The organism is Enterobacillus tribolii, assembly GCF_003363015.1.
In the GTDB taxonomy this organism is placed as follows: Bacteria; Pseudomonadota; Gammaproteobacteria; order Enterobacterales; family Enterobacteriaceae; genus Enterobacillus; species Enterobacillus tribolii.
On the sequence record NZ_QRAP01000001.1, the window covers coordinates 204,633 to 229,133 of the forward strand.

The window sequence follows — 24,501 nt, forward strand, 5'->3', positions numbered from 1 at the left end:
TAACTGACGCGGTAGCATTCCGCCAGCGCGCCGCCCATATAAGAACGTGCGCTCGGCGCCAGCATCGGCAGCACCCGGCGGGAAATCGGTGACATTACTTACCCCCTTTTGCATACGGTGGTAGCGCGATAAAGCGGCTGGCCTGCCGTTTTATCGCTAACCTCGTAGGGCAATGCACAGCGTACCACTGCGCCGCGGGTATACAACACGCCTTTAAGTCCTTTAGCCCTGGCATAAATCATTCCGCCCTGAGAGACCATTCCCACGCTGTTTCCTGCGTCGTCGTAAACGTCTTCGCCCAGCGCCAGCGGATACAGGTTCTGATCGAAACTGAGCAGTAACGGATAACCCTCCGTCGTTTTCACTTTTACTTTCACCATCGCGCCGGCGTAAGGGGCGATGCGGCTGGACTGACTCTCCAGCTCAATGTTGTTGTTGCTGATACCCTGCGGGTCCAGCACGACTTCGTTGAAGCGGTAGGGCGTCAGCGACGGCATCAGCGCATAACCGTTGCTGCCGATACGCGCGCCCTGTGCGTTCTTGATCACAGCGCCTTCCGCGCCTTTGGCTTCGACCAGGGCGAAGGAGTCGCTGAGGTATGGCCCCAGCGAAAGGCCGCCGCCGTGCAGGACCGCCGCGCCGCGCGCGCTCAGGCCGCCCTGGGTGTAGTTACGGCCGGTGGCCGCCGTGGCGCCCATCGTGACATTGGCGAAGCGCTTTTGCAGCGAGCCGCTGAGGCTGCCTTCGCCGCTGCTGTATTGCTGATCGTCATAGGCGGCGGTGATGCCGTAGCTGAGTGAGTTTTCCGCCCCCGCAGAGCCGCTGAGGCTGGACTGAAGCTGATAGCCTTTGCTGTTGCCGGATTGGCGGCTGTAAGACGTTGACCACGAGTTCGAACCGCCGAGTGGCATGGAAAAGGAAAACATGATGACGTTTTCCGTACTGCCGTTGTAGCTTTGCGCCGTGTTGGCGTCGTTTTGGGTACCGTAGTAGGTCCGCCCGGTTTTCTGACGCGAATAAGACAGGCTGTAAGACACGTTGTTCAACGAGAAGTTATAGCCGGTCTGCAGCTGTGTGTCGTTGCTGCGCCCGCCGCGATAGTTGCTGGTGGAGCCGGAAAAGTAGATATGGCCGTATTGATCCAGCGACTGACTGACGGTGGCGGTGAACTGATTTTTTTGCTGATAAGAGCTGGAAACCCAGTTACTGCCCTTAGACTGCGCGGCGCGCAGGCCCAGTACGTCGCTCAGATCGTAAAAGCCCTTGGTAGAATAACGGAAGGCGGCCAGGGCGATGTTGGTGTTGGTTGGCGTAAAGGTTTTGCTGTAGTTCAGCGAGAAACGCCAGCCGTTCTGCGTGCCTTTATCCGGCACCTCGGCATTGGAGTAGATGGCGTTCACACCGTAAGCGCCGGTGGTGTTGGTGAACACGGTGCCCAGCAGGGCTGCGCGGTATCCTTCTGCGCCGCGCACGCCGGTGGACAGCGTCAGGTTATTGGAAATACCAAAACGCCCGACGATATCCGCGACGAAATCATTGCTGTTGCTGATGTTGCGCACCCGGCCCAGGGCCAGGTCATATTTGAACTGGCCGGGACGCACTGATTCCGGCACCGCGCTGAACGGCACGGTGAACGAGCTGATGCGTCCGTCTGCTTCCTGGATCTCAACATCCAGGTCCCCCTGATAGTTGGTGGGGTAGAGATCGTCAATGGCGAAATCACCCGGCGGCACGCTGGTCTGGTAGATCACGTTGCCTGACTGCTTGACCACCACTTTGGCGTTGGTGTTGGCGATGCCGCGGATCGTCGGCGCGTAGCCGCGCTGGGAATCCGGCAGCATGCGATCGTCAGACGCCAGCTTCGCGCCGCGCATCCCCAGACTGCCGAACTGGCTGCCCGAGGTGTAAACATCGCCCAGGGTCATCTGGCTTTGCAGGCCCAGCAGCGGGCGCTGCAGATAAGTATTCAGTGACTTAAACTTGTTGGTGCGTGAACCGCTGCCTTGATAGCTGGTGAAGTTGGACTGCTGGCGCAACTGCCACAGCCCGAGGTTGAAGCCGCTGTTCAGGCCGACGTAGCCGGAATCTGAGGTTTGTCCGCTGGACCGGCTGCGGTAATAGTTGGCGTCGTAGTTGAGGAACAGCATGCTGTTACCCGCATCCAGGCTTGATGCCGGCACGGCGCCCCGCGGGGTACGGCGCATTTTGGCCTGGGGAACAAACAGGTTGAGGCGCAGCTCGTTCTCTTTGAAATCCGTGGTGGCCCCTGTTACCAGATCGGGTAACGAGCAGGAGGGGATATTGCTGATTTCGCTGGTCAGGACGCCGGCGTCGGCCAGGTATTGTTTATCCAGGCAGGGGGAGAGTCCGTTTTGACGGGCATCCGCTTTGAATTCCACGATACGGTTGGAGACAAACTCCCCGTTCAGGTAAATGTCTACCTGATACTCGCCGGGGGCGACATTAGCAGTGGACTTCAGCAGGTTGAGGTTTTCTACATTACCGCCGCCGACCAGCATATTCTGGTCGAAATAGAATTCACCGTCCTGAACCTCGGTCGTTTCAGGCACAGCGGTTTCCGCTGCGGCGGCGCTGGCGGAGGTTAGCAACAGCAGCGCGAAAAGGTATTCATATGTGAGGAATTTATTCAACATGATGCCTGAAAAGTCCTTTATCAGACGACCCAAAATCAGGTTGGGAAAATTATTGTACTTTCGCGCTGGCCGTTACCTGTCCGCCGTAGTCGTTTATATACGTGTACTCGATCGCGCATCCTGCCCGACCGGCTGTTTTACCTTTCCAGTGGACGTTATTGCTTTTGGGCGCAATCATGTCGGCAGCAAGCGATGTTTGGCTGCCGGAACAGGTCATTTTTGCGCTGGCCACGGAAACGAAATAAGGCGATTGATTATTGATGCTGACGCCGCGCGCATCGGCGTGAAAACTCAGGCCGTTCTCCAGCACGCTTTTGCTCGGAGCGGGAAGCCCGGCAGGGCGGTAGAAGATTTTCACCCGGTTTTTCAGGATTAATGCCATGGCGTTTTGGTTCTGCTTGACCGGCGGAACCTGCACCATATTGAAATAAAACACGGACTCCCGGTCCTGAGCCGGTGCTGAACCGCTGTAGATCATTTTGACCGTTTGTACGCTGTTCGGTGACATTTTAAAGCTGGGCGGCAGCACGACGAAGGGCGCATTGGGATCGGTAGGTTTAGCATTAACGTTGCCGCTGTCCGTCCAGACCTGAACGATATAAGGCGTCGGATCGTTATTGGATATTTTTACCGTTTTTCCGTCTTTATTACCGGCATAAATGATACGGGTGTTTTCCAGGACGGCGCTGGCATTTACAAAGGCCGGCAGTGCAGCAATAAAGGCGAAAGTAATGATTTTTTTCATTGTAATAACCCGGTGCAAATAATAAGGAGGCGTCGCAAAAATAGCTGCTTAATTAAGAGAGATGTCTATTATTAATGATTATTAAAAGTCTGCTCTGAAAGAAGCGGTGCCCCCGAAAGGACACCGGCGCTCACAATTACTTGTAAGATACAGCGTATTGTACGCTGCCCAGCACGCTACCGGCTTTGGCGGCGCCTTCAGCGTAGTATTGAACGCCGAAGTCATAGGAAGCGGTTTCAGCGTCTTTCTTGATGACCAGGCCCGGAGCCCCGGTGGTGCCGGTTACGTCCAGAGCGGTAGTCGGAGCCGCCGGATCAACCAGTTGCAGCGTAACGTTCTCTGCGTCACCGGTGTTGCCGATACGGCCATCAGCGGTCAGGTTGTTGGCAACGAATACGGTGTCTACGTTCTGGTCACCCGTGGCGGATGCGGTGCAACCGGTCAGGGAGATGGTGAACGGGGTCAGACCGGCAACCTTGGCTGATGCGTCCAGTGCGCTGGCCGGAACGGTCGGCAGCAGAATAGTCGGGTTAGCTTCCATGCCGTTAATAGCAACGGAACACGTTTGATCGGTAACTTCGCCCTGGAATTGAATGGTATTTTCACTGGCGGCAAAACCGGTGATGGGCAGGCAGACCAGCGTTGCTAAAAGAATCTTTTTCATTTGTATTTTCCTGATTAATCCATATTGAGTAAATGTGCAATCCTGCTATATTTCTGCAGCGGCAGGCCACTGACAGCTCAGAAATATTTGGCGATATCTTTTAAAACTGTAAAATGATTCATGGTTTGCTTATTTGAAACCTGAATAACAGCAACAATGAATATTTTCCCGATCAACCTCCGTTTATCTTATTTCCCTGTGTATAGCGTGGCCCCCCAGCATACCAGGAGACAATAACTAAATAGGTATGGATCAGACTACTGAATTAGGGAGTGGCTGCAGTATAAATAGTACAAATAAAGCCGACTATTATCATGGTAGGCATTTCCCTATGTGCAAAAAATATCCGTTAGATTTCAATGAGAATCATCTTATATTGGATTAATCTTACATTCAAGGGGGAGGGCGGTTAATGCTGAAATTCATTAGATTTTTCTTACAGAAGTGATGCTCTTGGGGTTTAAGTCTAAAAAGATATAAAAAATTACCAAATGCTGGTGTTTTATTCTGACTTGTCGCAAAAAATATTACTAATATTTTAAAAAGCGCCATAGAGAAAAATAACAATAAAAATCATATAGTTGCGATGCGGTTTCGAATGATAATCTTACGTTTGATAAAAAATGCGATATATCGTGGAGGTCGGTTTTATCCTGGTTTAGGAATTAACTTATGAGTGGGTGATAGAAAAATCTTAACGACATGAGAGAGTTTGATTACGCTTATGTGAAAGAGGCGTCATGCCAGTGAAATACCGCTGTTTCTGGGCTATGAGGAACTAAATTGGTAAGGATGGCGAATAGGAATAAAGCACGTAACCGTACCGTGCTTTATCCTGTTTCGTCAGCGTCAGAGCATAATCGTCATCAGATAGGCGACGAACAATGCCAGATGCGCTGCGCCATTGAGCACGTTGGTTCTTCCGGTACTGAAAGAAACCTGGCAAAGCATCAGGGAAGCCAGCATCACGACCATCTGTGGCGTGTCCAGGGCGAAAACCAGCGTTTGCCCTGTCAGGGTAGCGATAAGCGTTACCGCGGGTACCGTCAGGGAAATCGTGGCCAATACCGAGCCGAAGAACAGGTTCATGGCGCGTTGTACCTGATTCGCCAGCACGGCCTTCATCGCGCCCAGCCCTTCCGGTGACAAAATAAGCAGCGCAACCAGGAAACCGGTAAACTGCGCCGGCGCGTTCAGCGTCGTGAGCAGGCTTTCCAGCGGGTTGGCGTTCAGCTTGGTGACGGCGATAACGGCGATCAGGTGTACGATCAACCAAATTGTATGCCAGGCGCTGCTGTGCGCCGACGGTTTACCGTGGTGAGGATCGTTCGGGTCGTCGCCGTCATCTTCATGTTCGTAAACAAACAGGCTCTGATGCGTTTTCGTCTGAATCAGCAGGAATACGCCGTACATAGCCGCGGAAATCGCGGCAACGACCAGCGCCTGAGCGATGGTGAAGTTTCCGCCCGGCAGGCTGAACGGGAACACCAGCACGATAATGGCCAGCGGGATCAGGGTAATCAGATACTGCTTGATACCGGCAAGATTAACGAACTGCGTGGCGAACTTGCGGCCGCCCAGCAGCAGGGCAAAACCAACCAGGCCGCCGGTGACGATCATAATGATGGAGTACAGCGTGTCGCGCATCAGCGCGGGCGCGGCGTCGCCGGTTGCCATCAGTGCGGAAATCAGGCTGACTTCCAAAATCACGACGGAAAGGCTGAGGATCAGCGAACCGTATGGCTCGCCCAGGCGGTGGGCCAGTACGTCTGCGTGACGCACAACGCTGAAGGCGCTGCTCAGGATGGCGACCAGCGCCAGGATGTTAATCCCCGCAATTGCCGCAAAGTTGGTGACGTTTCCCCAAAGCGCCAGGATAACTAAAGCGATGATGGGCAAGGCCAGCGTGTATTCCGTATGCCGGGTCTTGCCTTGGCACGCTTCGGTGTGAGACTTCATGGTGGGGCTCTCCTTTTTATCTGCGAATAATTTTATAAGCAGGCGATCAATCGTAAAAGACAATCGATAGGTCGAAAAAAGTATGTTTATCCTATCAAAAAAGCAATTATCAAAATAATTTTTTACGCATTTTTACGAAGTTAGCAGATGTGCATCACGGTTAATGAGTGTGAATAATGATAGCTGAAGTCGGAGAATTCTGTCGGTGTGGCGTCTTTACCGCTATCATGACCGGTGTTGCGAAATAAAGAGGGGTCAACGATGACGGAAGCCGGTCAGTGGATCGCCGATTACGGTTATATTGCGGTGGTCGTGGGCAGTATTCTGGAAGGTGAAACCATCGCGTTTCTGGCGGGCGCCGCGGCGCATAAGCATATCCTGTCTTATCCGCTGGTGCTGCTGTTAACGATGGCCGGCGCCTGTATCGGTGATATGGGGCTGTATTTTATCGGCCGCCGTTTCGGCTCGCGCATTCTGCAACGCTTCCGGCGCCAACAGGCGCGTATCGCACAGTTCCGGCAAAAGGTCCATGCGCATGAAACGTTGCTGATCCTCGGTATGCGCTTCGCCTATGGTTTTCGTACCATCGGCCCCATCGTCATCGGCTCCGCCGGCGTGCGTCCGGGCAAATTTATTCTGCTCAACCTGATTGGCGCGGTGGTGTGGGCATTTTGCATCGTCACGCTGGGCTACGGCGCCACTGAACTGCTGCATCGCCTGTTTGCCGATCAACATCAGCGCCGCATCGCTTTTCTGATTCTGGCAATCTGCCTGCTTCTGCTGTTAATTGGCGTGAAATTGTTCAAACAGCGCCATAAACACGACGCCTGACGGTCTGCACCCACCGCTTATTTTTAACGTTGCCCGTATACAGTAAGTTGCATATTAAATGCTTATTATATGGCTTATACATTGATTTTGAAATGCATGTTTAAGGCGGCAAGCATGGCTATTCTGGTAAAGAACAACGTTTGGTGGGGGGGAAACAGGATTGGGAACTGCGTGAGTTGCCGTACCGGGGCTACTCACCCAGCTTCAGTACGGTGATTAACTCTTCGCGGTTTTCCACCAGATCCGCCAGCGTGTAGTCTTCCATTGCCGTGAGAAATGCCTCCATGCCCGCTTTCAGCGCCCGCTGCAAACGGCAGACGTGGATCAGCTTGCAGTAAGGCGCGCTGCAATCGATGCCGTCAAGATTGTTCTCCAGCTCGCGGATAACCTTACCGACGTTAACCTCCTGCGGCGCGCGTGCCAGCTCAATGCCGCCGTTCTTTCCTCGGATGGCGCGCACGTATCCCAGCGAAGCAAGCTGGCCGACCACTTTCACCATATGATTACGCGAAATATCATAATAGGTGGAGATATCGGCGACGTTGGAACGCTGCCCCGGCGGCAACAGCGCCAGAAACATCAGGGCGCGCAGACCGAAGTCGGTATAGGTGGTTAATTTCATAGTTTCCCCGTGGTGACGAACTGAACGATTGTACCACAAACCGGCTTTCCGCAGCGGAGATTCCTGCGCGGCGGCCCGCCCAATGCCTGAATCAGCCCGCATTTCCCCCCTCTGTTCCCGCCATCGTTACCCGCATTCTCTGCCATGCTACTTCCACTTACCCATTACCCGATCATCCCCGTGGCTGAAGATAGCGATCTGGAGAAAACAGAGGCCCCCACACCCCACCGGGTGGAAAAGGCCCGCGAGAAGGGACAGGTTCCGCGTTCGCGTGAATTAACATCTATCCTGATGCTGGCCGTCGGGACGGCCTTGCTATTGCTGGGCGGAGGAACGCTGGCGCAACAACTGGGCAGCATGGTGGCGCAGGGAATGGAGTTCGACCCTCTGATGATCAGCAACGACAAGCAGATGCTGCGCCAGTTGGGAACGTTATTGCAGCAGGCGGCCATCGCCCTGTTTCCTGTTGTGTTCGGGCTGGCGCTGGTGGGCTGGATTTCGCCGATGTTGATCGGCGGTTTCCTGTTCAGCCCACAGTCCATCAGTTTTGACCTGAAAAAGCTTAATCCGATCAGCGGATTCAAACGCATGTTCTCCGTACAGGCGCTGGCGGAACTGCTTAAAGCGGTGCTGAAGGCCGGTATGGTCGGCGGCATCGTCGGCGGTTTTCTGTGGCACTACTGGCCGCAGTTCTTCACGCTGATGACCATGCCGCCGCTGGTCGCATTGCGCGAAGCCCTCGGCCTGATAGGGCAATGTGCGCTGCTGATCGTGCTGGGGCTGGTGCCGATGGTGGCGTTCGACGTGTTTTATCAGATCTGGAGCAACCTGAAAAAACTGCGCATGACCAAGCAGGAACTTAAGGAAGAGTTTAAAGAGCAGGAAGGCGATCCCCACGTTAAAAGCCGCATCCGTCAGCAACAGCGCGCGGCGGCGCGGCGGCGCATGATGAGCGACGTGCCGAAGGCCGATGTCATCATCACCAACCCGACGCACTATGCGGTCGCGTTGCGCTATCAGGAAGGGCGGATGAGCGCGCCCAACGTGCTGGCGAAAGGCGCGGGCGAGATCGCCCTGCGTATCCGGGAAGTCGGCAATGAACACCGCATCCCGCAGCTCGAAGCGCCGCCGCTGGCGCGGGCGCTCTACCGCCACGCCGAGATCGGCCAGCAAATACCCTCCACGCTGTACGCCGCGGTGGCGGAAGTGCTGGCCTGGGTCTATCAACTGAAACGCTGGCGGCTCGAAGGCGGCCAGGCGCCGAAGAAACCTGAAAACCTGCCGGTGCCGGAAGCACTGGACTTTGCCGGAGACACAACCCCAGATGCCTAACCTGGCCACACTCCTTCGCCTGCCGGGCGCCATGAAAAGTACGCAGTGGCAAATACTGGCCGGCCCCATCCTGATCCTGATGATCCTCTCGATGATGGTGCTGCCGCTGCCGCCGTTCATCCTGGATCTGCTGTTCACCTTCAACATTGCGTTGTCCATCATGGTGCTGCTGGTGGCGATGTTTACCCAGCGCACGCTGGAGTTCGCCGCTTTCCCGACAGTGCTGCTGTTCTCGACGCTGCTGCGCCTGTCGCTCAACGTGGCTTCCACGCGCGTGGTGCTGATGGAGGGCCACACGGGGAGCGCGGCGGCCGGGCGGGTGATTGAAGCATTCGGCCATTTCCTGGTGGGCGGCAACTTCGCCATCGGGATCCTGGTGTTCATTATTCTGGTGGTGATCAACTTTATGGTTATCACCAAGGGGGCGGGGCGTATTGCCGAAGTTGGCGCGCGTTTCGTGCTGGACGGCATGCCGGGCAAGCAGATGGCGATCGACGCCGATCTCAACGCCGGCCTGATTGGCGAAGACGAAGCGAAGAAACGCCGCGCGGAAGTGACCCAGGAGGCGGATTTTTACGGTTCAATGGACGGCGCCAGTAAGTTCGTGCGCGGCGACGCCATAGCCGGCCTGCTGATCATGGCGCTTAACGTGATTGGCGGACTGCTGATTGGGGTGATTCAGCACAACATGCCGGTGGGGGACGCAGCGGAAACCTACACCCTGTTGACCATCGGCGACGGCCTGGTGGCGCAGATCCCCGCGCTGGTGATTTCCACCGCCGCCGGCGTCATCGTTACCCGCGTCAGCACCAATCAGGACGTCGGCGAACAGATGATGACGCAGCTGTTCTCCAATCCGCGCGTGATGTTGCTCAGCGCCTCGGTGCTCGGCCTGCTGGGGCTGGTGCCGGGGATGCCCAACCTGGTGTTTCTGTTGTTCACCGGCGCGCTGCTGGGGCTGGCGTGGTGGGTGCGCAAGCGTGAAGGCGTCCGGGAAGAGGCGGTGGCCGCCGTTCCCGTCATGGATACGCCCGCCGCGGTTGAGGCCAGTTGGGAAGACGTTCAGCTGGAAGATCCGCTGGGGCTGGAGGTCGGCTATCGCCTGATTCCTTTGGTCGATTTCCAGCAAAACGGCGAGCTGTTGGGGCGCATCCGCAGTATTCGCAAAAAATTTGCCCAGTCGATGGGCTTCCTGCCGCCGGTGGTGCATATCCGTGACAACCTGGAGATGACGCCTTCCGGCTACCGCATCCTGCTGAAAGGCATCGAAATGGGGCACGGCGAAGCGCATCCCGGCCGCTGGCTGGCGATCAATCCGGGCAACGCCGCCGGAGAACTCAGCGGCGACCCGACCACGGATCCTGCCTTTGGCCTGCCCGCGGTCTGGATTGACGGCGCACTGCGCGAGCAGGCGCAGATTCAGGGGTTCACCGTGGTAGAGGCTGCGACGGTCGTGGCGACGCACCTCAATCACCTGATCGGGCTGCACGCCAGTGAATTGTTCGGTCGTCAGGAAGCGCAGCAACTGCTGGACAGGGTCAGCAAAGAGATGCCCAAGCTGACGGAGGATCTGATCCCGGGCGTACTGACCCTGACCACGCTGCATAAGGTGCTGCAAAACCTGCTGGGTGAAAGGGTGTCTATCCGTGATATGCGCACCATTCTGGAAACGCTGGCGGAGCATGCCGCCGCGCAGCCCGATCCGTATGAACTGACCGCCGCGGTGCGCGTGGCACTGGGGCGCGCCATTACCCAGCAATGGTTCCCCGGCGACGGCGAGATTCAGGTTATCGGGCTGGACACGGCGCTGGAACGCCTGCTGCTGCAGGCATTGCAGGGCGGCGGCGGCCTGGAACCGGGGCTGGCGGATCGCCTGCTGGAGCAGGCGCGTGAAGCGCTGCAACGCCAGGAACTGCTTGGTGCGCCGCCGGTATTGCTGGTGAACCATGCGCTGCGCCCCTTATTGTCGCGCTTCCTGCAACGCAGCCTGCCGCAGATGGTGGTGCTGTCCAATATGGAAATCAGCGATAACCGGCAGATCCGCATGACGTCGACCATCGGGGCGGCGGAATGAGGCTGTGCCATGGCCTGGTGCTGATGCTGCTGAGCGGCGGCGCGTATGCCGCCAGCGGCAGCTGGTCGGCGGATGATACCGGCCCGGGGATCAGCTGGCGCGGCGTGGCGGCCTCTTCTCCGCCGCTCGCACCGTCGGGCGCGGTTCCCGCGCAGGCAAGCATTCGTGAGGTCGTCTGGCGTTTTCAGTTGCTGAATCCGTCGCCGGACGGGCTCAGGGTAAAATTGTGCACGCCGCAGCGTTGCATATGGCTGGGCTCGGCGCATGGGCGTAGCAACGCATTGTCCGGCGCGCCCGCCGGCGCGCCGCTGCGCTTTGTTTATCATGTCGAAGGAAAGGGCGTGCTTTATCCGCCGTTACGCGTCACCTCGAATCAGGTCATCGTCAATTATCAGTGACGAACGGGCCAGGTATGAATGAAAGATATTGCATCCGTTGCTGATATTAACGTCTATATAAAGGGTGTTTTATTAATTTAAATATCGCATATTGATAATCGTATATCTTATCTGAATATATTTCGAAAGATCATACTTATCTAATAAGTATCAGGCAATAAAACCCCGTTAAGAATTCTCCTGATTACGCTGAAAGCAAGCGGCTTAAATTATTCATCCATTAGCGATCACACAAATATATCATTTCTCGTGAGAACTTCTTTTCATCACGACGTTATTCAATATAATACCAAGTATCACAAAGATAAATAATCACCATCTTGCGGACGAAACTGATTTTCAGCCATGAAAATCATGCCGTTATCCCCGAATACGACACAGGATCAGACATCATGGACCGAATGGTCGTTGCACATACCCCGTTGGCGGATAAGCTGTTATTTCGCTCTATGCAGGGAAAAGAGGAACTTTCCACGCTTTTCCACTATACCGTTGAGTTAGTCAGCAAAGACGGGCAGATTGATTTGAAGTCATTACTGGGTAAACCGCTGGGTTTACAGATAAAACAGTATAATTTGCCCGATCACTGGCTGAATGGCGATATTATGTCGCTGGCTTTGAAAGGAAAAGAGCCGGAATCATCGCGCTATTATATTTATCAGGCGGAAGTGTGGCCCCGGTTATGGTATCTGAGCAAGACGAGAGACTTCCGTATTTTTCAGGATAAAACCGCGGCAGATATTATTTTGCAGGTGCTCGGTGATTATAATATTCGCTTTGATAACCAGTTGCGTAACAGCTATCGCCAGTGGGGCTACTGCGTTCAGTATAATGAGAGCGCCTTCGATTTTATCAGCCGCCTGATGGAGCACGAAGGGATCTATTATTATTTCGAACACAGTGAAGACGGCCATACGCTGGTGCTGGCGGATGCGCCGGAGGCGCACAACCCGATCGCGCTGGCGGCCGTTCCCTTCCGCGGCACCGCCGCTTCGTCGCTGATCGATGACGTCTGCGTGGATGAATGGCAGGTTTATGATTCCGTCACGCCGAACTACCTCAGCGTGGACGACTACGATTTTCACAAGCCTTATGCCTCCCTGCTGGAAACCAAATCCAACCCGGACTCCTACTCGCCGGAGCGCGCCGAGCAGTTTGAATGGCCCGGACGCTTTATCGATCGTTCCCATGCGCAGTCCTACGCGACGGTGCGCCAGCAGGAAAGCGCGGCGCAGCATGAAAAAATGAAGGCGTCCGCCACCTCCAGCATGATGACGCCGGGCAAAACGCTGACGCTGTTCAAAGCGCCGAGGGACGCCGACAACCGCGAATACCTGATCGTGCGCAGTCACTACAACCTGTGGGATAACGCCTACGCCAGCGGCCCGGATACCGTGCGCGGGCAACGTACCGACTTCACCGTGGTGCCGTCCGACGTGGTGTGGCGCAGCCCGCGCGTGACCAAATGGCCGAAAACCCAGGGGCCGCAGACGGCGCGCGTTGTTTGTCCTGAAGGCGAAACCATCTGGACCGACAAATACGGCCGCGTCAAAGTGAAGTTCCACTGGGACCGCTACGCCAAGGGCGATGACACCAGCTCCTGCTGGGTGCGCGTCGCCAGCAGCTGGGCCGGGCAGGGGTTCGGCGCGGTGCAGATCCCGCGTCTGAACGACGAAGTGGTGGTGGACTTCATCAACGGCGATCCGGATCGTCCCATCATCATCGGCCGCGTGTATAACGAAGCCAACATGCCGCCCTGGGATTTGCCGGGCAACGCCACCCAGATGGGGTTCTACAGCCGCAGCAAAACCGGCCATAAAGACACCGCCAACGCCCTGCGTTTTGAAGACAAGATGGGCGAAGAGCAGGTCTGGATCCATGCCGAGCGCAATATGGATACCGACATCGAGAAGAATGAAACCCTGGACGTCGGCGTGAACCGCACCAAAACCATCGGCCAGGATGAAAGCAGCTTTATCAAGCGTCACCGTACCGAGGAAGTGGACGGCAACGAAAGCGTGACCGTGCATCAGAACCGGACGGAAGAGGTGGACGGCAACGAAACCATCACGATCCACTCCAACCGCGCCGAAACGGTGGACGGTACGGAAGAGATTTCCATCGGCGGCACCCGCACGGAGAGCGTCGGCAGCGATGAAACCGTCACCATCGGCGGCAGCCGCAGCAAAACGGTGTCGGGCAACGACACGCTGACGGTGCTTTCCAACCAGGTGGAAACCGTCGCTATCGCCAAAGCAGAGAGCATCGGCGCGGCCAAAGCGCTGACCATCGGCGCCGCGTACCAGATTTCCGTTGCCGGCGCGATGAACACCAGCGTTGGTCTGGCGCAGGCGGAGGAGATCGGCCTGAGCAAAACGGTGCTGGTCGGCAACAGCTATAAACAGAGCGTGGCGAAGGATAAATCGACCACGGTCGCGAAGAACTTCAACACCAAAACCGGCGTTAACTATTCGGTGGATGCCGACGGCAACATCAAGATCATGGCCGGAAAAACCATCGAGCTGATCTGCGGCAAGTCGCACATCAAGCTCGACAAAAACGGCAATATCAGCATCAACGGCAAGAAATTCAACATGAAAACCGACGGTGAACAAGGCTTTAAAGCCGGCGGCAATATTGTGCTGAAAGGCAAAAAAGTGCTGGAGAACTGACGCGATGAAGGAAGTACGACAGGATGTTCCGCTGCCTGCCGCCGGGGAAGAATGCCCGGCGTCGGCGCTGGAGTCGCTGCTGCACCATCCGGTGAACGCGGGCGGTCAGGGTTCGCTGTTGCCGCATATCATGCTGGGCAGAATCGTCAGCGCCGGCCCCGGCGGATTACGGGTCGTGGTTCCGGCCCTGAAACCGGATGAAATGAGTGCCGTTTCCGTGTGTGCGATCACTGAGAATGAGACAGGGAAAACCTGCGCCGTGCAGTTTATTGACGGCGACGGCAACAAGCCGCTGATCATGGGCCTGTTGTATGCCGGTGCGGAACAAACGGCGAGCGCCGCGCTGCCTGAGCCGGCCGTGACGGTGATCCGCGACGGCGAACGTGAGCGGGTCAAGATCGACGCGCAGCAGGAGCTGGTGCTGCAGTGCGGGGCTTCACGCATCGTGCTGCGCGCGGACGGCGTCATTCATATCCGCGGGCTGTATATCGACAGCCAGGCCAGAGCGACACAGCGCATACGTGCGGGGTCCGTGCAGGTTAACTAAGGAGCGCCGGTGATATGGAAATAGTCAACGCCGCGAAGCATACCGTCGCGGACATCAACGTAGCCCTGGACAACGAAGGCCGCGAGCACCTGGTGCTGGCGATCAAGGCGACGTACCGCATTCCCGCCAACGATAAAAAGCCGCGCCCGCAGATCCCCGCGCAGCCTTTGCTGACCGCCGACAGCTACGTCGGCGATCCGGGCACCACCGCGCCGCTGGCGGAACATGATTTTTGCCTGCGCAAGCAGAAGTGCGACGTGGTCTTTAACGCCAGCGCCCACGCGCCGGATGGCCGCCCGGTGAAAGCGCTGACCGTGGCGGCGAAGGTTGGTTCGATGGCGAAACAACTGCGGGTATGCGGGAGCCGCAACTGGCTTCCGGCCGTGCTGGGCTGGCAGGCCAGCGAGATGCAACCTTTCACCTCCATGCCGTTGCACTACGGCAACGCCTTTGGCGGCATGCATTTTTGGCAGCATGACGGGCAGACGCAAATAGAAATGTATATGGATAATGGCGTCGGCACTGGTTATGCCAGCAAAGCGCCGGCTAATCTGGTGGCCGGTTTGCCGCTGCCCAGCCTGCTGGTGCCGGGCGACGAGGTGCGTAAGCCGGATGACGGCGTGCGCCCGGTCGCATTTTCCGCTTTGCCGCGCAACCATCCGCAGCGGCGGCGTTACGCCGGAACCTACGACGATAACTGGCGCCGGAATGATTTCCCCCTGCTGCCGCGCGATTTTGATATCCGCTACCACCAGTCGGTGCCGGAAGATCAGCAAATTGATTTCCCGCGCGGCGGTGAAGAGGTGATGTTGCAGCATATGATGCCGGGCCGCCCCGCAGTGCGTTTCCGGCTGCCGCGTCTGGACAACATGCCGGTGCAGGTGCTGACGGTTGATTATCAGGTCATCAAGCCCGACGTGGTGGTGGACACCCTCTATTTTGAGCCGGATGAAGGCCGTTTTTCGGTGGTCTGGCGGGTAACTTTGCCGATTAAGCGCAAGCTGAAAGAGTTCGACACCATTTCCATCGGCCCGGTGTGTAAAGAGTGGTGGGCCAAGAAAACGATGGGGCTGGCGGGATGCGGCAGTTGCAGCGACGGAAAGACGCGGGAGCGTGACGTATGATTCAGATGCCGCAGCTCCGCATTATCGCCGGGGGCATGTGCTGTTCCGTGGGCTACTCAGCTCCGGCCGCCAGCGCGGCGATTCGGGCGGAGATCGACCATTTTCACGAGACGGATTTTGTCGGCGCCGGCGGAAAACCGGTGATCGGCGCGCAGCTGTATCAAAACCCCTTGTGGGGACCGGAGCGCTACACCTGGATGTTTGAGCGGGTGACGCAGGAGTGCCTGCAACGCTTGCCCGGCATACCGCCGCAGGCGATGACGCTGATTCTGCTGCTGCCGGAGCAAAACCGGCCGGGAATTAATGCCCTGTGGGCGAAGCAGACGGTCAACGGTATTTCCCATTCATTCCACCGCACCTCGCGGGTTTTCCCGCACGGTAAATCCGCGCTGGGGTCCGCGCTGACCTATGCCAGGGCGCTGTTCGCCAATAAACAGTCGGAATATGCCCTGATCGTCGGCGTAGACAGCTATTTTCAACCGGAAACCCTGAACTATTACCTGAACGACGACCGCTTGCTGAGCGGCGATAACCACGGATTTATCCCCGGCGAAGGCGCGGGCGCGGTGGTGGTGACTGCCGTCCGGCCCGGAGAACGGGGCGTGCGGATCACCGGCGTCGGCATTGCGCAGGAAGAGGCGCATTGGCTCCAGGACGAAAAGGTCCACCGCGCGGAAGGCATGACGGCCGCGATTCGTATGGCACAGGCACAGAGCGGTAAAGCGCTGAGCGGTTACCAGTTTCACATCGGCGACATCAGCGGCGAGGCTTACTATTTCAAGGAGATCTCGCTGGCGCTGACCCGCTGCTTCGACGAGCCCGTCGCCGACTTCCCCAACCTGACGCCGGCCAGCAGCCTGGGCGAAACCGGTGCGGCGGTAGGGCCGCTGATTTTGGCTTATCTGTCCGAGTTAATGACAGGGAAGGACGCGCCGGGGCGCAGTGGGTTGGTGCATTTTAGTGCGGATTCGGGGTATCGGGTGGTGCTGACCGTAGAATATTAAGAGGGATGATTATGAGTACCCATGTATATGCCAATGGCGATGAAATTAGCTGTAAAGCTTCCAGTGGTAAAACATCCGTTGCTTTTCCCGATCCTTGCTGGACTCCGCCTACGCCACCGGCTGGACCCTTGTTGGTGACTTATCCCAACTCGGCATCGCCTTCCTCGCTGGCAAAAGGCTCGTCCACGGTTCGTATCAAACGTTCGCCGATCGCCCTGACCGATCGCTCTTATTTTTCTACGAGTACGGGGGATGAACCGGCAACGCCTGCGTTACAGAAGGGATTGTTGACGCGAAAGATTAAAGGGAAAACGTATTACAACCAATGGTCGATGAATGTAAAGGTCGAGGGAAAAGGGGTATGCCGTAATATCGACCTGATGACACATAACCATGGCTCCAAGCCAGGGAATACGGCGACGTTTCCTTTTTTGTCTAAAGCGATTGTGGCTGGATCTGATGGTGATCCGTGTAAACATGAAAGAAATAAGATAAATACGAAATGTGCTGAAGGCGTTGAGAAAGGGCAGGACTGGACAGATCAGCATTGTAGTGATGGGCTACTGCAGATAAAACCGGTAACGACTTCTGCTGAAAATAGTAAAGGTAATGAAAATGACCCATTGACTGTTTTAAGTACGGCACTTGAAAGTGTTAACTTGGATAGAGAGGCATTTACGAGCCTTGATGATTTTGCTAATGCACAAACAAGAAGTGCAAAAGAGAATGATTGCTTGTCAGCCAAGAAATGTGAATTGGTTACTAAAACTAAAGCTAATGGGGATAAATCAAAAAATGGACATTCTAAAGGATGCTGTAATGGTCAAACAGGTCATCATGTAGTGCCCCATGCTATGGCAAAAACTGCCGAATGTAAGAAATATGGCTATGGAAGTGCTCCTTGTATATGCGTAGAGGGGACTACTCATAGCCGCGGATCTCATAAAGAAATGCATGAGGCGTTCGGTAGTCGAATGAGAGAGGCTGTAGTTGATAAAATGCTGGCTACAGGAAAAGATCTGGATTTAATAACGCTGAGTATGGATGAGGCAATTGATGTTGGCGCTCAATCGGTCATTGATACGTTTTCTTCTAACTCTGGATGTTCAAAATCTTGTATACAAGAACAACTGAAAAGTTATTATAAAGAGTGTAAGAACGAGATGGGGCCTGTCGGTAATACGGCAAACGAGTTTACGCAAAATGAAAAATCAGACATCATTAAAATTGTTGCTCAGAAAGTCCAGCAAAGGGCAAACCAGACATCTATGAGTATTTAATTTAAAGAAGAGAAAATATGAAAAAGATTATATCACAATCAAATATTGAAGATGTATGCCAGGGGCATATTTTTGTTGGCTGTGCAATCAGAACTGATGATATTGTATACCTTTTAGCAAGAAAAGATCTTACTGAAGATGAGGCTGCGGAGGGTAATGACTATGAAATACCAACACGAGTTATTTTACTACATGAACGACAGGATTGTAACGAATTACAAGTTGGCGCTGTAGATATTAATAACTTTGAGCTCCCTCAAATCGGTATTTCATTAAAACCTATTGCTCAAGCTTTATTACTGGCTAATGATAACCATGGCAGTATTTTACCTATAGGTGGAGGGAAGGACACTTGGCCATTTGAAACACTGCTTAAAAAGGGTATGCCAATGTGCCGGCGTTTACGCTGTATTGACGGTTATACTTGGGCTGCTTGTAGCAGACGGCTTGTTTTTAAACGAACAGATATTGGCCAGTGGGTTAATGTAAGGAAAGGTTTTGATGCAAGCATGAGTCCTCTTGGTGAGACGAAGAATAAAGATTGTGGTTTCAAAGATATTGATGGATTTTCTGAAAAAGAAATATACGCAGTAGGAGGAAAAGGCGATATATGGCGATTTGATGGAGATTCCTGGAGCCAATGCGGATTTCCAACCAATGACTATTTATGTACAGTTTGTTGTGCTAAAGATGGTAATGTGTATGTTGGTGCCAGAAATGGACTTTGGCGTGGGAAGGAACATCACTGGGAGAGAATATGTGAATTTGAAAAGCCAGAGGAAATGAATGATCTTAGGTGGTTTGATAATAAATTATGGCTCGCCTATGACTATCGTTTACTTTATTGGGATGGGAGTGACTTGCACAGCGATATTATTTATAAAGATAAAAAAATATCTTTAGGTGGTAATATTGACTCATCTGAAAATATGCTGTTTGTTACCCGATCATATGAAACTTGGACTTATGATGGAAAGGATTGGTACAATATTATTCCTAATTTTAACTGAATAATCTGGTAAGCATTACATGCATCTAAAGATAGATGTGAACAATATTTTTTCATTTTTGCGAGGGTGGGGTGAAGAAGATTCTGGATAATGCGAATATATCGAATATGTGCAAAGGGCAGATATTCCTGGACTGTGCCATTCGCTACAACGATCTCGCCTACATCCTCGCTCGCGCAGATATGAGCGAAGAAGATGCCTCAGATCTCGAGGATCATAAAATCCCCACAAGAATCATTGTACTGGAAGAAAACCCAGATGAAGATGATTTACTGATCGCGGCCAATGAAATAAAAAAATTCGCGCAACCGATAATTGGTATCTCACAAAAGCCGGTAAACCAGGGTTTGCTTGCGGCAAGCGATCGCGACGGTTCAATTTTACCGATGGGTGGCGGCAAAGAGTTTTGGCCATTTGAAATACTGCAAAAGAATGGTTATCCGCAATGCAAACGACTCCGTCCTATTGATGGCTATACATGGGCAGTAGGTATAAATCGTAAAGTCTATAAACGGGTGGATATTGGTAAGTGGGAAAACGTTACTGAAGGCTTGGATCTGAGCAAAAAAGATGCGTTCAGTTATGGTTTCAATGACATTGATGGCTTTTCAGAAAAAGAAGTTTATGCCGTAGGGGGTAAAGGGGATATCTGGAAGTATGACGGAAAAACATGGAATCAATGCGGTTTCCCAACTAACGATAATCTGTATACCGTGTGCTGTACAAAAGATGGCTATGTCTATGTTGGCGCCAGAAAAGCACTCTGGAAAGGTAAAGATAACCAATGGGAACAGGTTTGTATATTTGAACGCCAGAGTGAAATGAATGATTTACGTTGGTTTGCCGATAAACTTTGGCTGGCATATGACTATAAATTAATTATGTGGGATGGGCAGAAACTGCATAATGACATTATCCATAATGGGGAAAAGATATCACTCGGCGGTGCCATTGATGCCTCTGACGACATGTTACTGGTTGCATGCTCTTATTCCGCATGGACCTACGATGGAAAAGATTGGCATAACATTATTCCTAAGTTTAATTAAGCTGTCGGGGAGCATTGCTATCGATCATGATTAGGAAAACGGCGAGGTCAGAACAGGTTAAAGAGGTCTGTAGTGGACAGATCCTCCTTGCTGCTGTTATCAACGATCCAAATAGGGTTTATTTTCTTGCAAGAAAGGACCTGACTTCTGATGAGGCTTCTTCACTGCATGACTACGAGATTCCTGGCCGGGTTATTGCTGCAGCGGAAGGAGATGGTGAGTTTTTGCGGTTGGGCGGGCTCGGTGTTGATGATTTCAACCATCCTGTTCTGGGCATTTCCGTTGTTCCCAAAAATCAGGTCATTGTGATAGCTAATGACAACGACGGAACGGTATTACCAATCGGCGGCGGACAAAAAACGTGGCCTTATGAGTCGTTACAAGAAGGTTCTTTACCCGGATGTAAAAGAATTCGGTGCATTGATGGCTACAGTTGGGTCGCCGGCAACAGACGGTTGGTATATAAAAGAACAAATATGGGAGTGTGGAAAAGAATCAGCAATGGCTTTGGGACGGGCATAGAGCCTTATGGCGAAATGAATAATCCGGACTGTGGCTTCAATGATATCGATGGCTTTTCAGAAAAAGACGTTTATGCCGCAGGAGGAAAAGGGGATATCTGGAAGTACGACGGCAAAACATGGCGTCAGTGCGCTTTCCCAACCGACGATAATCTGTATACCGTGTGCTGCGCTAAAGACGGGTATGTCTATGTTGGCGCCAGAAAAGCACTCTGGAAAGGTAAGGACGATCAATGGGAGCTTGTTTGCACCTTTAAACATCCGGGGGCAATGAACGACCTGCGTTGGTTCGACGAAAAACTCTGGCTGGCATACGACTATAAATTGATTATGTGGGACGGACAGAAATTACATAATGACATTACCCATAATGGTAAAAAATTACCACTAAGCGGTGCCATTGACGCCTCTGACGACATGTTACTGGTCGCATGTTCTTATTCCGCATGGACCTACGATGGGAAAGACTGGCATAACATTATTCCTGAGTTTAATTAAATTCGCCATGGAGGTCTGATGTTCGGAAAACTACCCAAGAAAGACTACATTAACGGTGTGTGCTCCGGATATACATTTACCGGGTGTATAATAAAAGATAAAGACAGCCTTTACTTCTTAGCAAGAAAAGACATCAGCAGCGATGATGCTGTATCTCTAAATGATAGAGAAATTACCACCCGCCTGATAGGTGTGCTGAATAGCGAAAGCACGCATTTAAAATTAGGTTTTGTCGAATTAGATGATTTTGATATGCCGGTTCTTGGTATTGACCGAAAACAAAACAACCAGTTGCTCATGCTGTCAAATGACATTGACGGAACAGTGCTGCCATTAGGGGGCGGGAAGCCGCGCTGGCCTTATGAAACCTTGAATGAAGGCGGCCTTCCGGTTTGTGAAAAACTGCGTTGTATTGCCGGAGATACCTGGGCGGCCTGCAGCCGGAGGCTTCTTTATAAGCGTGCAGCTGTGGGTAAATGGGAAAACGTCAGAAACGGTTTTTACCCCCCAATAGGGCCGATGGGAGAAGCGAAAGATAAAAACTGTGGGTTTCAGGATATTGACGGATTTTCCGCGAAAGATATTTATGCTGCAGGCGGGAAAGGGGATGTCTGGAAATACGATGGTGAACAATGGAGTAACTGTAACTTCCCAGCAAATGATTTCCTTTACACCGTCTGCTGCGCCCAGGACGGTAATGTCTATATCGGTGCCAGAAACGCCCTCTGGAAAGGAAAAAATCACCACTGGGAACAAATATGCACATTCGAACAACCCGAGAAAATGAACACGCTCCGTTGGTTCGATAATAAACTCTGGCTGGCCTATGATTATCGCCTGCTGTTTTGGGACGGAAAGCATTTGCATCATGATATTTTTTATCAAGGCAAGAGAATATCTTTAGGGGGAAATATTGATTCATCTGATGATATGCTTTTAGTCGCCGGAGCCTATGAAGCCTGGACTTATGACGGCGAACATTGGCACAATATCATTCCCCGTTTTAACTAGCGGGTTTTAGTGAACCCATCGACAGCAAAAAACAGATTCAGCCTTTAAAATAGCGGTCAAAATCATATTTTTCAGGCAAAGATTGATCAAGACAAGGATGCCTTTTATGACCATTCCTCTCGTCATTCCCCCGCTTCTTCGCCAGCACGCGTCAGATGCGGCCTTTTACTGGTACCTGACGGAGCACAGCACCTTTTCGCACTCCGTCGATCAGGAAAAGCTGGCCTACTTTCACCGCCTGCTGAGCGCGCACCTCGACGGCCTGCGCTACGGAGAAGACGCCGGATGGGCGGAGGCGCTGGAAAATCTGGAAACCTGGCAGACGGAAGGGGAAGCCTTTGTCGCGGCCTGGCTGGCATACGGCTCCGGTGATGATAAACGCATCGCCGCCTTAATCCCGCAGTTGGAAGCAATGCCGGCAGGCGTCGCCGCGCCGGGCGTGATTTCCGCCCTGAGTCAGCTACCGGCCACCGCCTATGGCGAGCGCCTGGAAATATGGCTGAATTCACCCCAGCCGCTGTGGCAGGCGGTGGCCGCCGGCCTGTACGCCGCCGGGCGGTTGCCGCTGAACGATGAATTGCTGCATGCCTGGTTCGACAGCGATTACGCCCTGATCCGGGCGATGGCTTGCCGTTATCTGGCTGAGGTTCCGCTGCCGCCGTGGAATTCCTATCTTTATCATGCCTGCAAGGATGAATCTTTTCTGGTGCGGCGCGCCGCCGTTTTGGCGCTGTTCGCCGCCAAAACCGACACCCGCACGCTGTTCCCCCTGGTGATGGGCGTGTTGCATGCCTGCCTGAATACGCCGCAGCCGGAGGACATGGACGAACCGGCCTGGCAGCACCTGATCGAATTCCTGGTACGGCTGGCGGGGCATATCGCGCCGGCAGCCGGAGCGCAAGTTAACGACGCGCTGAACGTGCTGCCCGACTACCTGAAAATCCTTTTTCTCGCTCACCACGGCGATCCGCAGTCCGTGCCCCGGCTTCTTGACCTGATGCGTCAGGAAGCGCTGGCTCCCCTGAGCTGGTGGGCCGTCAGCCTGATCACCGGGCTGGATATCGATGATGACAGCTATCTGATCTTTAATCACGATGAGGCGGAAGAGAGCGACGAAGACGAGGCGGACGACATCAGCGCGCACCTGACGCAACTGACCGGGGAACTGTCCACGCCGGACCCCGACGCCGTGGCGCGCTACGTCTCAACCTGGCGCCCGGAAGGGAAACGGGTATTGCTCGGCATGCCGGTTGTTGCCGAAGCCTGCCGCCGCATCCTCGCCGATGCGGATGCATCAATGCTGGAGGTGCTTTGTGCCCGCTGGCATCTGGTTACGCTGGGCGACCTGGATCGCACTACGGTTTACGGATAATAAGGAGCGCGATCATGCTGTATTACCCGGAAAAAGATCAGCCGGCCATCGTTGCCGCACTCAACCACGGGCTGCCGCTTATTGTCTGCATGTGCGCCGCCTGGTGCAATAACTGTGAAGAGTGGCGGGCCGTGTTTGAGGAAGCGGCCAGGGAAAATTCGCATACGGGGTGTTTTGTCTGGCTGGATATTGACGAGCACTTTGACATGGTTACCGAAGTGGATCTGGAAACCCTGCCGGTGCTGCTGATTCACCATCGTGAAGGGGTGGCGTTTTTGGGGACGTTCAGGCCGGATAAATCAACGCTGCTGGCGCTGATTCGCGGTTCCGGGGTCAGCGGCCGGATTGACGATCCCGGCATCCGCGATTTTCTCACCGAGCCGCTGTAAAGGTTCAGACGCCCAGTTTTTTGCCCGGCATCGGGCCGGGGTGCGCCTGCCCGTCGGGGCCGTACAGCGAGGGGCCGTGGCGGCCGCGCAGCGTGCCAAGCATCTCCTGATTTCTTTGCAGGTGCTGTTCCAGCAGGCGGCCGTTATGTTGATTCATGTGTTGCAGGCGCTGAGTCAGCTCGCGGATGGCCTGCCAGCGGGCGGAAAGCGCAGGGTGATCTTCATAAGGCGGGGGAATCTCACTGTCGCCGCGCCGCCGGGTGTCCAGGTGCCGCAGGGTGGCGAGCAGCGTTTCTTTACGCTGGGTGCATGATTGCAGGCGCACCGCATCGATGCGGCCCGCGCACAGTTGTTCCTGTTCTTGCGTCAGCACCTCGCCGAGCGTACCCAGCGTGGTGTGAATTTGTTCCAGCGTGTCGGATAATCCTGGCATGAAAATTACTTACCGCCGTTCAAAAAATCATAGGTATCACGCAGCAGGGCATCGGCAATTTTGCCGGTGTCCACCTCCAGTTCACCTCTTTCGATCGCCGCTTTCACCTCGTCTACCCGTTTCTGATTGATGTCCTGCGGACCAGAACGCATCAGGCGTGACTGGGCGTCGCTTAACGTGACCTGCGCCGCGTCCGTATTCGGCGGCAGCGAGGCGTTACGGCTCTTGGGCGCGGCGATTTCCGCGTTTTCCCGGCTCTGGATCGGGTTGATCGGCGGCAGGGGGGATGTACGTTCGATGCTCATGCAAGTG

22 protein-coding genes are annotated in these 24,501 nt (G+C 54.2%); 15 read left to right on the forward strand and 7 right to left on the reverse strand.

Translation table 11 applies throughout. The features are described 5' to 3' along the window. Positions 1-98: 98 nt before the first annotated feature. The 4 genes from C8D90_RS00915 to chaA all read right to left on the reverse strand — a co-directional run bounded on the left by C8D90_RS00915 (position 99) and on the right by chaA (position 6,022). A complete protein-coding gene (locus C8D90_RS00915; RefSeq protein WP_115456538.1) occupies positions 99-2,654 on the reverse strand; it encodes a fimbria/pilus outer membrane usher protein in 2,556 nt (851 codons plus the stop codon). A 49-nt stretch (positions 2,655-2,703) separates the two neighbouring features. After that, the gene (locus C8D90_RS00920; RefSeq protein ID WP_115456539.1) at positions 2,704-3,399 is read right to left on the reverse strand and encodes a fimbrial biogenesis chaperone; all 696 of its coding nucleotides are present in this window, start codon (positions 3,397-3,399) and stop codon (positions 2,704-2,706) included. A 136-nt stretch (positions 3,400-3,535) separates the two neighbouring features. Then, entirely contained in the window at positions 3,536-4,063 is a 528-nt protein-coding gene (locus tag C8D90_RS00925; protein WP_115456540.1) for a fimbrial protein, read from the reverse strand. Between the two features lie 849 nt (positions 4,064-4,912). Then, on the reverse strand, positions 4,913-6,022 hold the full coding sequence (gene chaA, locus C8D90_RS00930) for a sodium-potassium/proton antiporter ChaA (RefSeq protein ID WP_115456541.1): 1,110 nt from the start codon (positions 6,020-6,022) through the stop codon (positions 4,913-4,915). A gap of 261 nt (positions 6,023-6,283) precedes the next feature. On the opposite strand from chaA, the gene C8D90_RS00935 reads away from it, so the two are divergent. Next, complete coding sequence (locus C8D90_RS00935) at positions 6,284-6,853, forward strand: DedA family protein (protein WP_115456542.1); 570 nt, start codon at positions 6,284-6,286, stop codon at positions 6,851-6,853. A 190-nt stretch (positions 6,854-7,043) separates the two neighbouring features. Here the strand turns inward: C8D90_RS00935 and C8D90_RS00940 are convergent, their stop codons facing one another. Continuing rightward, the gene (locus C8D90_RS00940) at positions 7,044-7,475 is read right to left on the reverse strand and encodes an Rrf2 family transcriptional regulator (RefSeq protein ID WP_115456543.1); all 432 of its coding nucleotides are present in this window, start codon (positions 7,473-7,475) and stop codon (positions 7,044-7,046) included. Positions 7,476-7,655: 180 nt separating this feature from the next. Here C8D90_RS00940 and flhB point away from each other — a divergent pair, with 180 nt between their 5' ends. The 14 genes from flhB (at position 7,656) to C8D90_RS01005 (ending at position 23,756) form a co-directional block, all read left to right on the forward strand. Then, complete coding sequence (gene flhB, locus C8D90_RS00945; protein WP_115456544.1) at positions 7,656-8,807, forward strand: flagellar biosynthesis protein FlhB; 1,152 nt, start codon at positions 7,656-7,658, stop codon at positions 8,805-8,807. Further along, positions 8,800-10,881 carry a flagellar biosynthesis protein FlhA gene (gene flhA, locus C8D90_RS00950; RefSeq protein WP_115456545.1) on the forward strand — a complete coding sequence of 694 codons (2,082 nt, stop codon included), beginning with the start codon at positions 8,800-8,802 and terminating at the stop codon, positions 10,879-10,881. Before flhB ends, flhA begins: the two co-directional genes overlap by 8 nt. Next, positions 10,878-11,279 (forward strand): flagellar protein FlhE, encoded by a 402-nt coding sequence (locus C8D90_RS00955; protein ID WP_115456546.1) that lies wholly within the window; start codon positions 10,878-10,880, stop codon positions 11,277-11,279. Before flhA ends, C8D90_RS00955 begins: the two co-directional genes overlap by 4 nt. Before the next feature lie 392 nt (positions 11,280-11,671). Next, positions 11,672-13,951 (forward strand): type VI secretion system Vgr family protein, encoded by a 2,280-nt coding sequence (locus tag C8D90_RS00960; protein ID WP_115456547.1) that lies wholly within the window; start codon positions 11,672-11,674, stop codon positions 13,949-13,951. Positions 13,952-13,955: 4 nt separating this feature from the next. Further along, entirely contained in the window at positions 13,956-14,498 is a 543-nt protein-coding gene (locus C8D90_RS00965) for a DUF6484 domain-containing protein (RefSeq protein ID WP_115456548.1), read from the forward strand. Between the two features lie 14 nt (positions 14,499-14,512). Next, positions 14,513-15,622 (forward strand): DUF2169 family type VI secretion system accessory protein, encoded by a 1,110-nt coding sequence (locus C8D90_RS00970; RefSeq protein WP_115456549.1) that lies wholly within the window; start codon positions 14,513-14,515, stop codon positions 15,620-15,622. Beyond that, positions 15,619-16,626: a hypothetical protein gene (locus tag C8D90_RS00975; protein ID WP_115456550.1), complete on the forward strand. Its 1,008-nt coding sequence runs from the start codon at positions 15,619-15,621 to the stop codon at positions 16,624-16,626. The genes C8D90_RS00970 and C8D90_RS00975 overlap by 4 nt, the downstream gene beginning before the upstream one ends. A gap of 11 nt (positions 16,627-16,637) precedes the next feature. Further along, positions 16,638-17,906, forward strand: a complete 1,269-nt coding sequence (locus C8D90_RS00980) for a PAAR-like domain-containing protein (protein WP_162844338.1) — start codon at positions 16,638-16,640, stop codon at positions 17,904-17,906. 17 nt (positions 17,907-17,923) lie between these two features. Continuing rightward, positions 17,924-18,916, forward strand: coding sequence for a hypothetical protein (locus C8D90_RS21920; RefSeq protein WP_147291306.1), 993 nt, complete (start codon positions 17,924-17,926; stop codon positions 18,914-18,916). Positions 18,917-18,987: 71 nt separating this feature from the next. Next, entirely contained in the window at positions 18,988-19,965 is a 978-nt protein-coding gene (locus tag C8D90_RS00985) for a beta propeller repeat protein (protein ID WP_147291307.1), read from the forward strand. A 26-nt stretch (positions 19,966-19,991) separates the two neighbouring features. Further along, positions 19,992-20,984: a beta propeller repeat protein gene (locus C8D90_RS00990; RefSeq protein ID WP_115456553.1), complete on the forward strand. Its 993-nt coding sequence runs from the start codon at positions 19,992-19,994 to the stop codon at positions 20,982-20,984. Between the two features lie 18 nt (positions 20,985-21,002). Then, complete coding sequence (locus tag C8D90_RS00995; RefSeq protein WP_115456554.1) at positions 21,003-21,995, forward strand: hypothetical protein; 993 nt, start codon at positions 21,003-21,005, stop codon at positions 21,993-21,995. Positions 21,996-22,101: 106 nt separating this feature from the next. Beyond that, the gene (locus tag C8D90_RS01000) at positions 22,102-23,367 is read left to right on the forward strand and encodes a hypothetical protein (protein WP_115456555.1); all 1,266 of its coding nucleotides are present in this window, start codon (positions 22,102-22,104) and stop codon (positions 23,365-23,367) included. 14 nt (positions 23,368-23,381) lie between these two features. Beyond that, positions 23,382-23,756, forward strand: coding sequence for a thioredoxin domain-containing protein (locus tag C8D90_RS01005; protein ID WP_115456556.1), 375 nt, complete (start codon positions 23,382-23,384; stop codon positions 23,754-23,756). A gap of 4 nt (positions 23,757-23,760) precedes the next feature. Here the strand turns inward: C8D90_RS01005 and C8D90_RS01010 are convergent, their stop codons facing one another. Together C8D90_RS01010 and flgM are read right to left on the reverse strand one after the other, a co-directional pair. Beyond that, complete coding sequence (locus C8D90_RS01010; protein ID WP_196238475.1) at positions 23,761-24,189, reverse strand: flagella synthesis protein FlgN; 429 nt, start codon at positions 24,187-24,189, stop codon at positions 23,761-23,763. 5 nt (positions 24,190-24,194) lie between these two features. Next, positions 24,195-24,494, reverse strand: coding sequence for a flagellar biosynthesis anti-sigma factor FlgM (gene flgM, locus C8D90_RS01015; RefSeq protein ID WP_115456558.1), 300 nt, complete (start codon positions 24,492-24,494; stop codon positions 24,195-24,197). Between the last annotated feature and the right edge of the window lie 7 nt (positions 24,495-24,501).

What these genes read in the sequence shown, in the direction of transcription:
- C8D90_RS00915 (WP_115456538.1), bottom strand. Translation starts at nt 2,654, where the DNA reads ATGTTGAATAAATTCCTCACATATGAATACCTTTTCGCGCTGCTGTTG.
- C8D90_RS00920 (WP_115456539.1), bottom strand. Translation starts at nt 3,399, where the DNA reads ATGAAAAAAATCATTACTTTCGCCTTTATTGCTGCACTGCCGGCCTTT.
- C8D90_RS00925 (WP_115456540.1), bottom strand. Translation starts at nt 4,063, where the DNA reads ATGAAAAAGATTCTTTTAGCAACGCTGGTCTGCCTGCCCATCACCGGT.
- chaA (WP_115456541.1), bottom strand. Translation starts at nt 6,022, where the DNA reads ATGAAGTCTCACACCGAAGCGTGCCAAGGCAAGACCCGGCATACGGAA.
- C8D90_RS00935 (WP_115456542.1), top strand. Translation starts at nt 6,284, where the DNA reads ATGACGGAAGCCGGTCAGTGGATCGCCGATTACGGTTATATTGCGGTG.
- C8D90_RS00940 (WP_115456543.1), bottom strand. Translation starts at nt 7,475, where the DNA reads ATGAAATTAACCACCTATACCGACTTCGGTCTGCGCGCCCTGATGTTT.
- flhA (WP_115456545.1), top strand. Translation starts at nt 8,800, where the DNA reads ATGCCTAACCTGGCCACACTCCTTCGCCTGCCGGGCGCCATGAAAAGT.
- C8D90_RS00955 (WP_115456546.1), top strand. Translation starts at nt 10,878, where the DNA reads ATGAGGCTGTGCCATGGCCTGGTGCTGATGCTGCTGAGCGGCGGCGCG.
- C8D90_RS00960 (WP_115456547.1), top strand. Translation starts at nt 11,672, where the DNA reads ATGGACCGAATGGTCGTTGCACATACCCCGTTGGCGGATAAGCTGTTA.
- C8D90_RS00965 (WP_115456548.1), top strand. Translation starts at nt 13,956, where the DNA reads ATGAAGGAAGTACGACAGGATGTTCCGCTGCCTGCCGCCGGGGAAGAA.
- C8D90_RS00970 (WP_115456549.1), top strand. Translation starts at nt 14,513, where the DNA reads ATGGAAATAGTCAACGCCGCGAAGCATACCGTCGCGGACATCAACGTA.
- C8D90_RS00975 (WP_115456550.1), top strand. Translation starts at nt 15,619, where the DNA reads ATGATTCAGATGCCGCAGCTCCGCATTATCGCCGGGGGCATGTGCTGT.
- C8D90_RS00980 (WP_162844338.1), top strand. Translation starts at nt 16,638, where the DNA reads ATGAGTACCCATGTATATGCCAATGGCGATGAAATTAGCTGTAAAGCT.
- C8D90_RS21920 (WP_147291306.1), top strand. Translation starts at nt 17,924, where the DNA reads ATGAAAAAGATTATATCACAATCAAATATTGAAGATGTATGCCAGGGG.
- C8D90_RS00990 (WP_115456553.1), top strand. Translation starts at nt 19,992, where the DNA reads ATGATTAGGAAAACGGCGAGGTCAGAACAGGTTAAAGAGGTCTGTAGT.
- C8D90_RS00995 (WP_115456554.1), top strand. Translation starts at nt 21,003, where the DNA reads ATGTTCGGAAAACTACCCAAGAAAGACTACATTAACGGTGTGTGCTCC.
- C8D90_RS01000 (WP_115456555.1), top strand. Translation starts at nt 22,102, where the DNA reads ATGACCATTCCTCTCGTCATTCCCCCGCTTCTTCGCCAGCACGCGTCA.
- C8D90_RS01005 (WP_115456556.1), top strand. Translation starts at nt 23,382, where the DNA reads ATGCTGTATTACCCGGAAAAAGATCAGCCGGCCATCGTTGCCGCACTC.
- C8D90_RS01010 (WP_196238475.1), bottom strand. Translation starts at nt 24,189, where the DNA reads ATGCCAGGATTATCCGACACGCTGGAACAAATTCACACCACGCTGGGT.
- flgM (WP_115456558.1), bottom strand. Translation starts at nt 24,494, where the DNA reads ATGAGCATCGAACGTACATCCCCCCTGCCGCCGATCAACCCGATCCAG.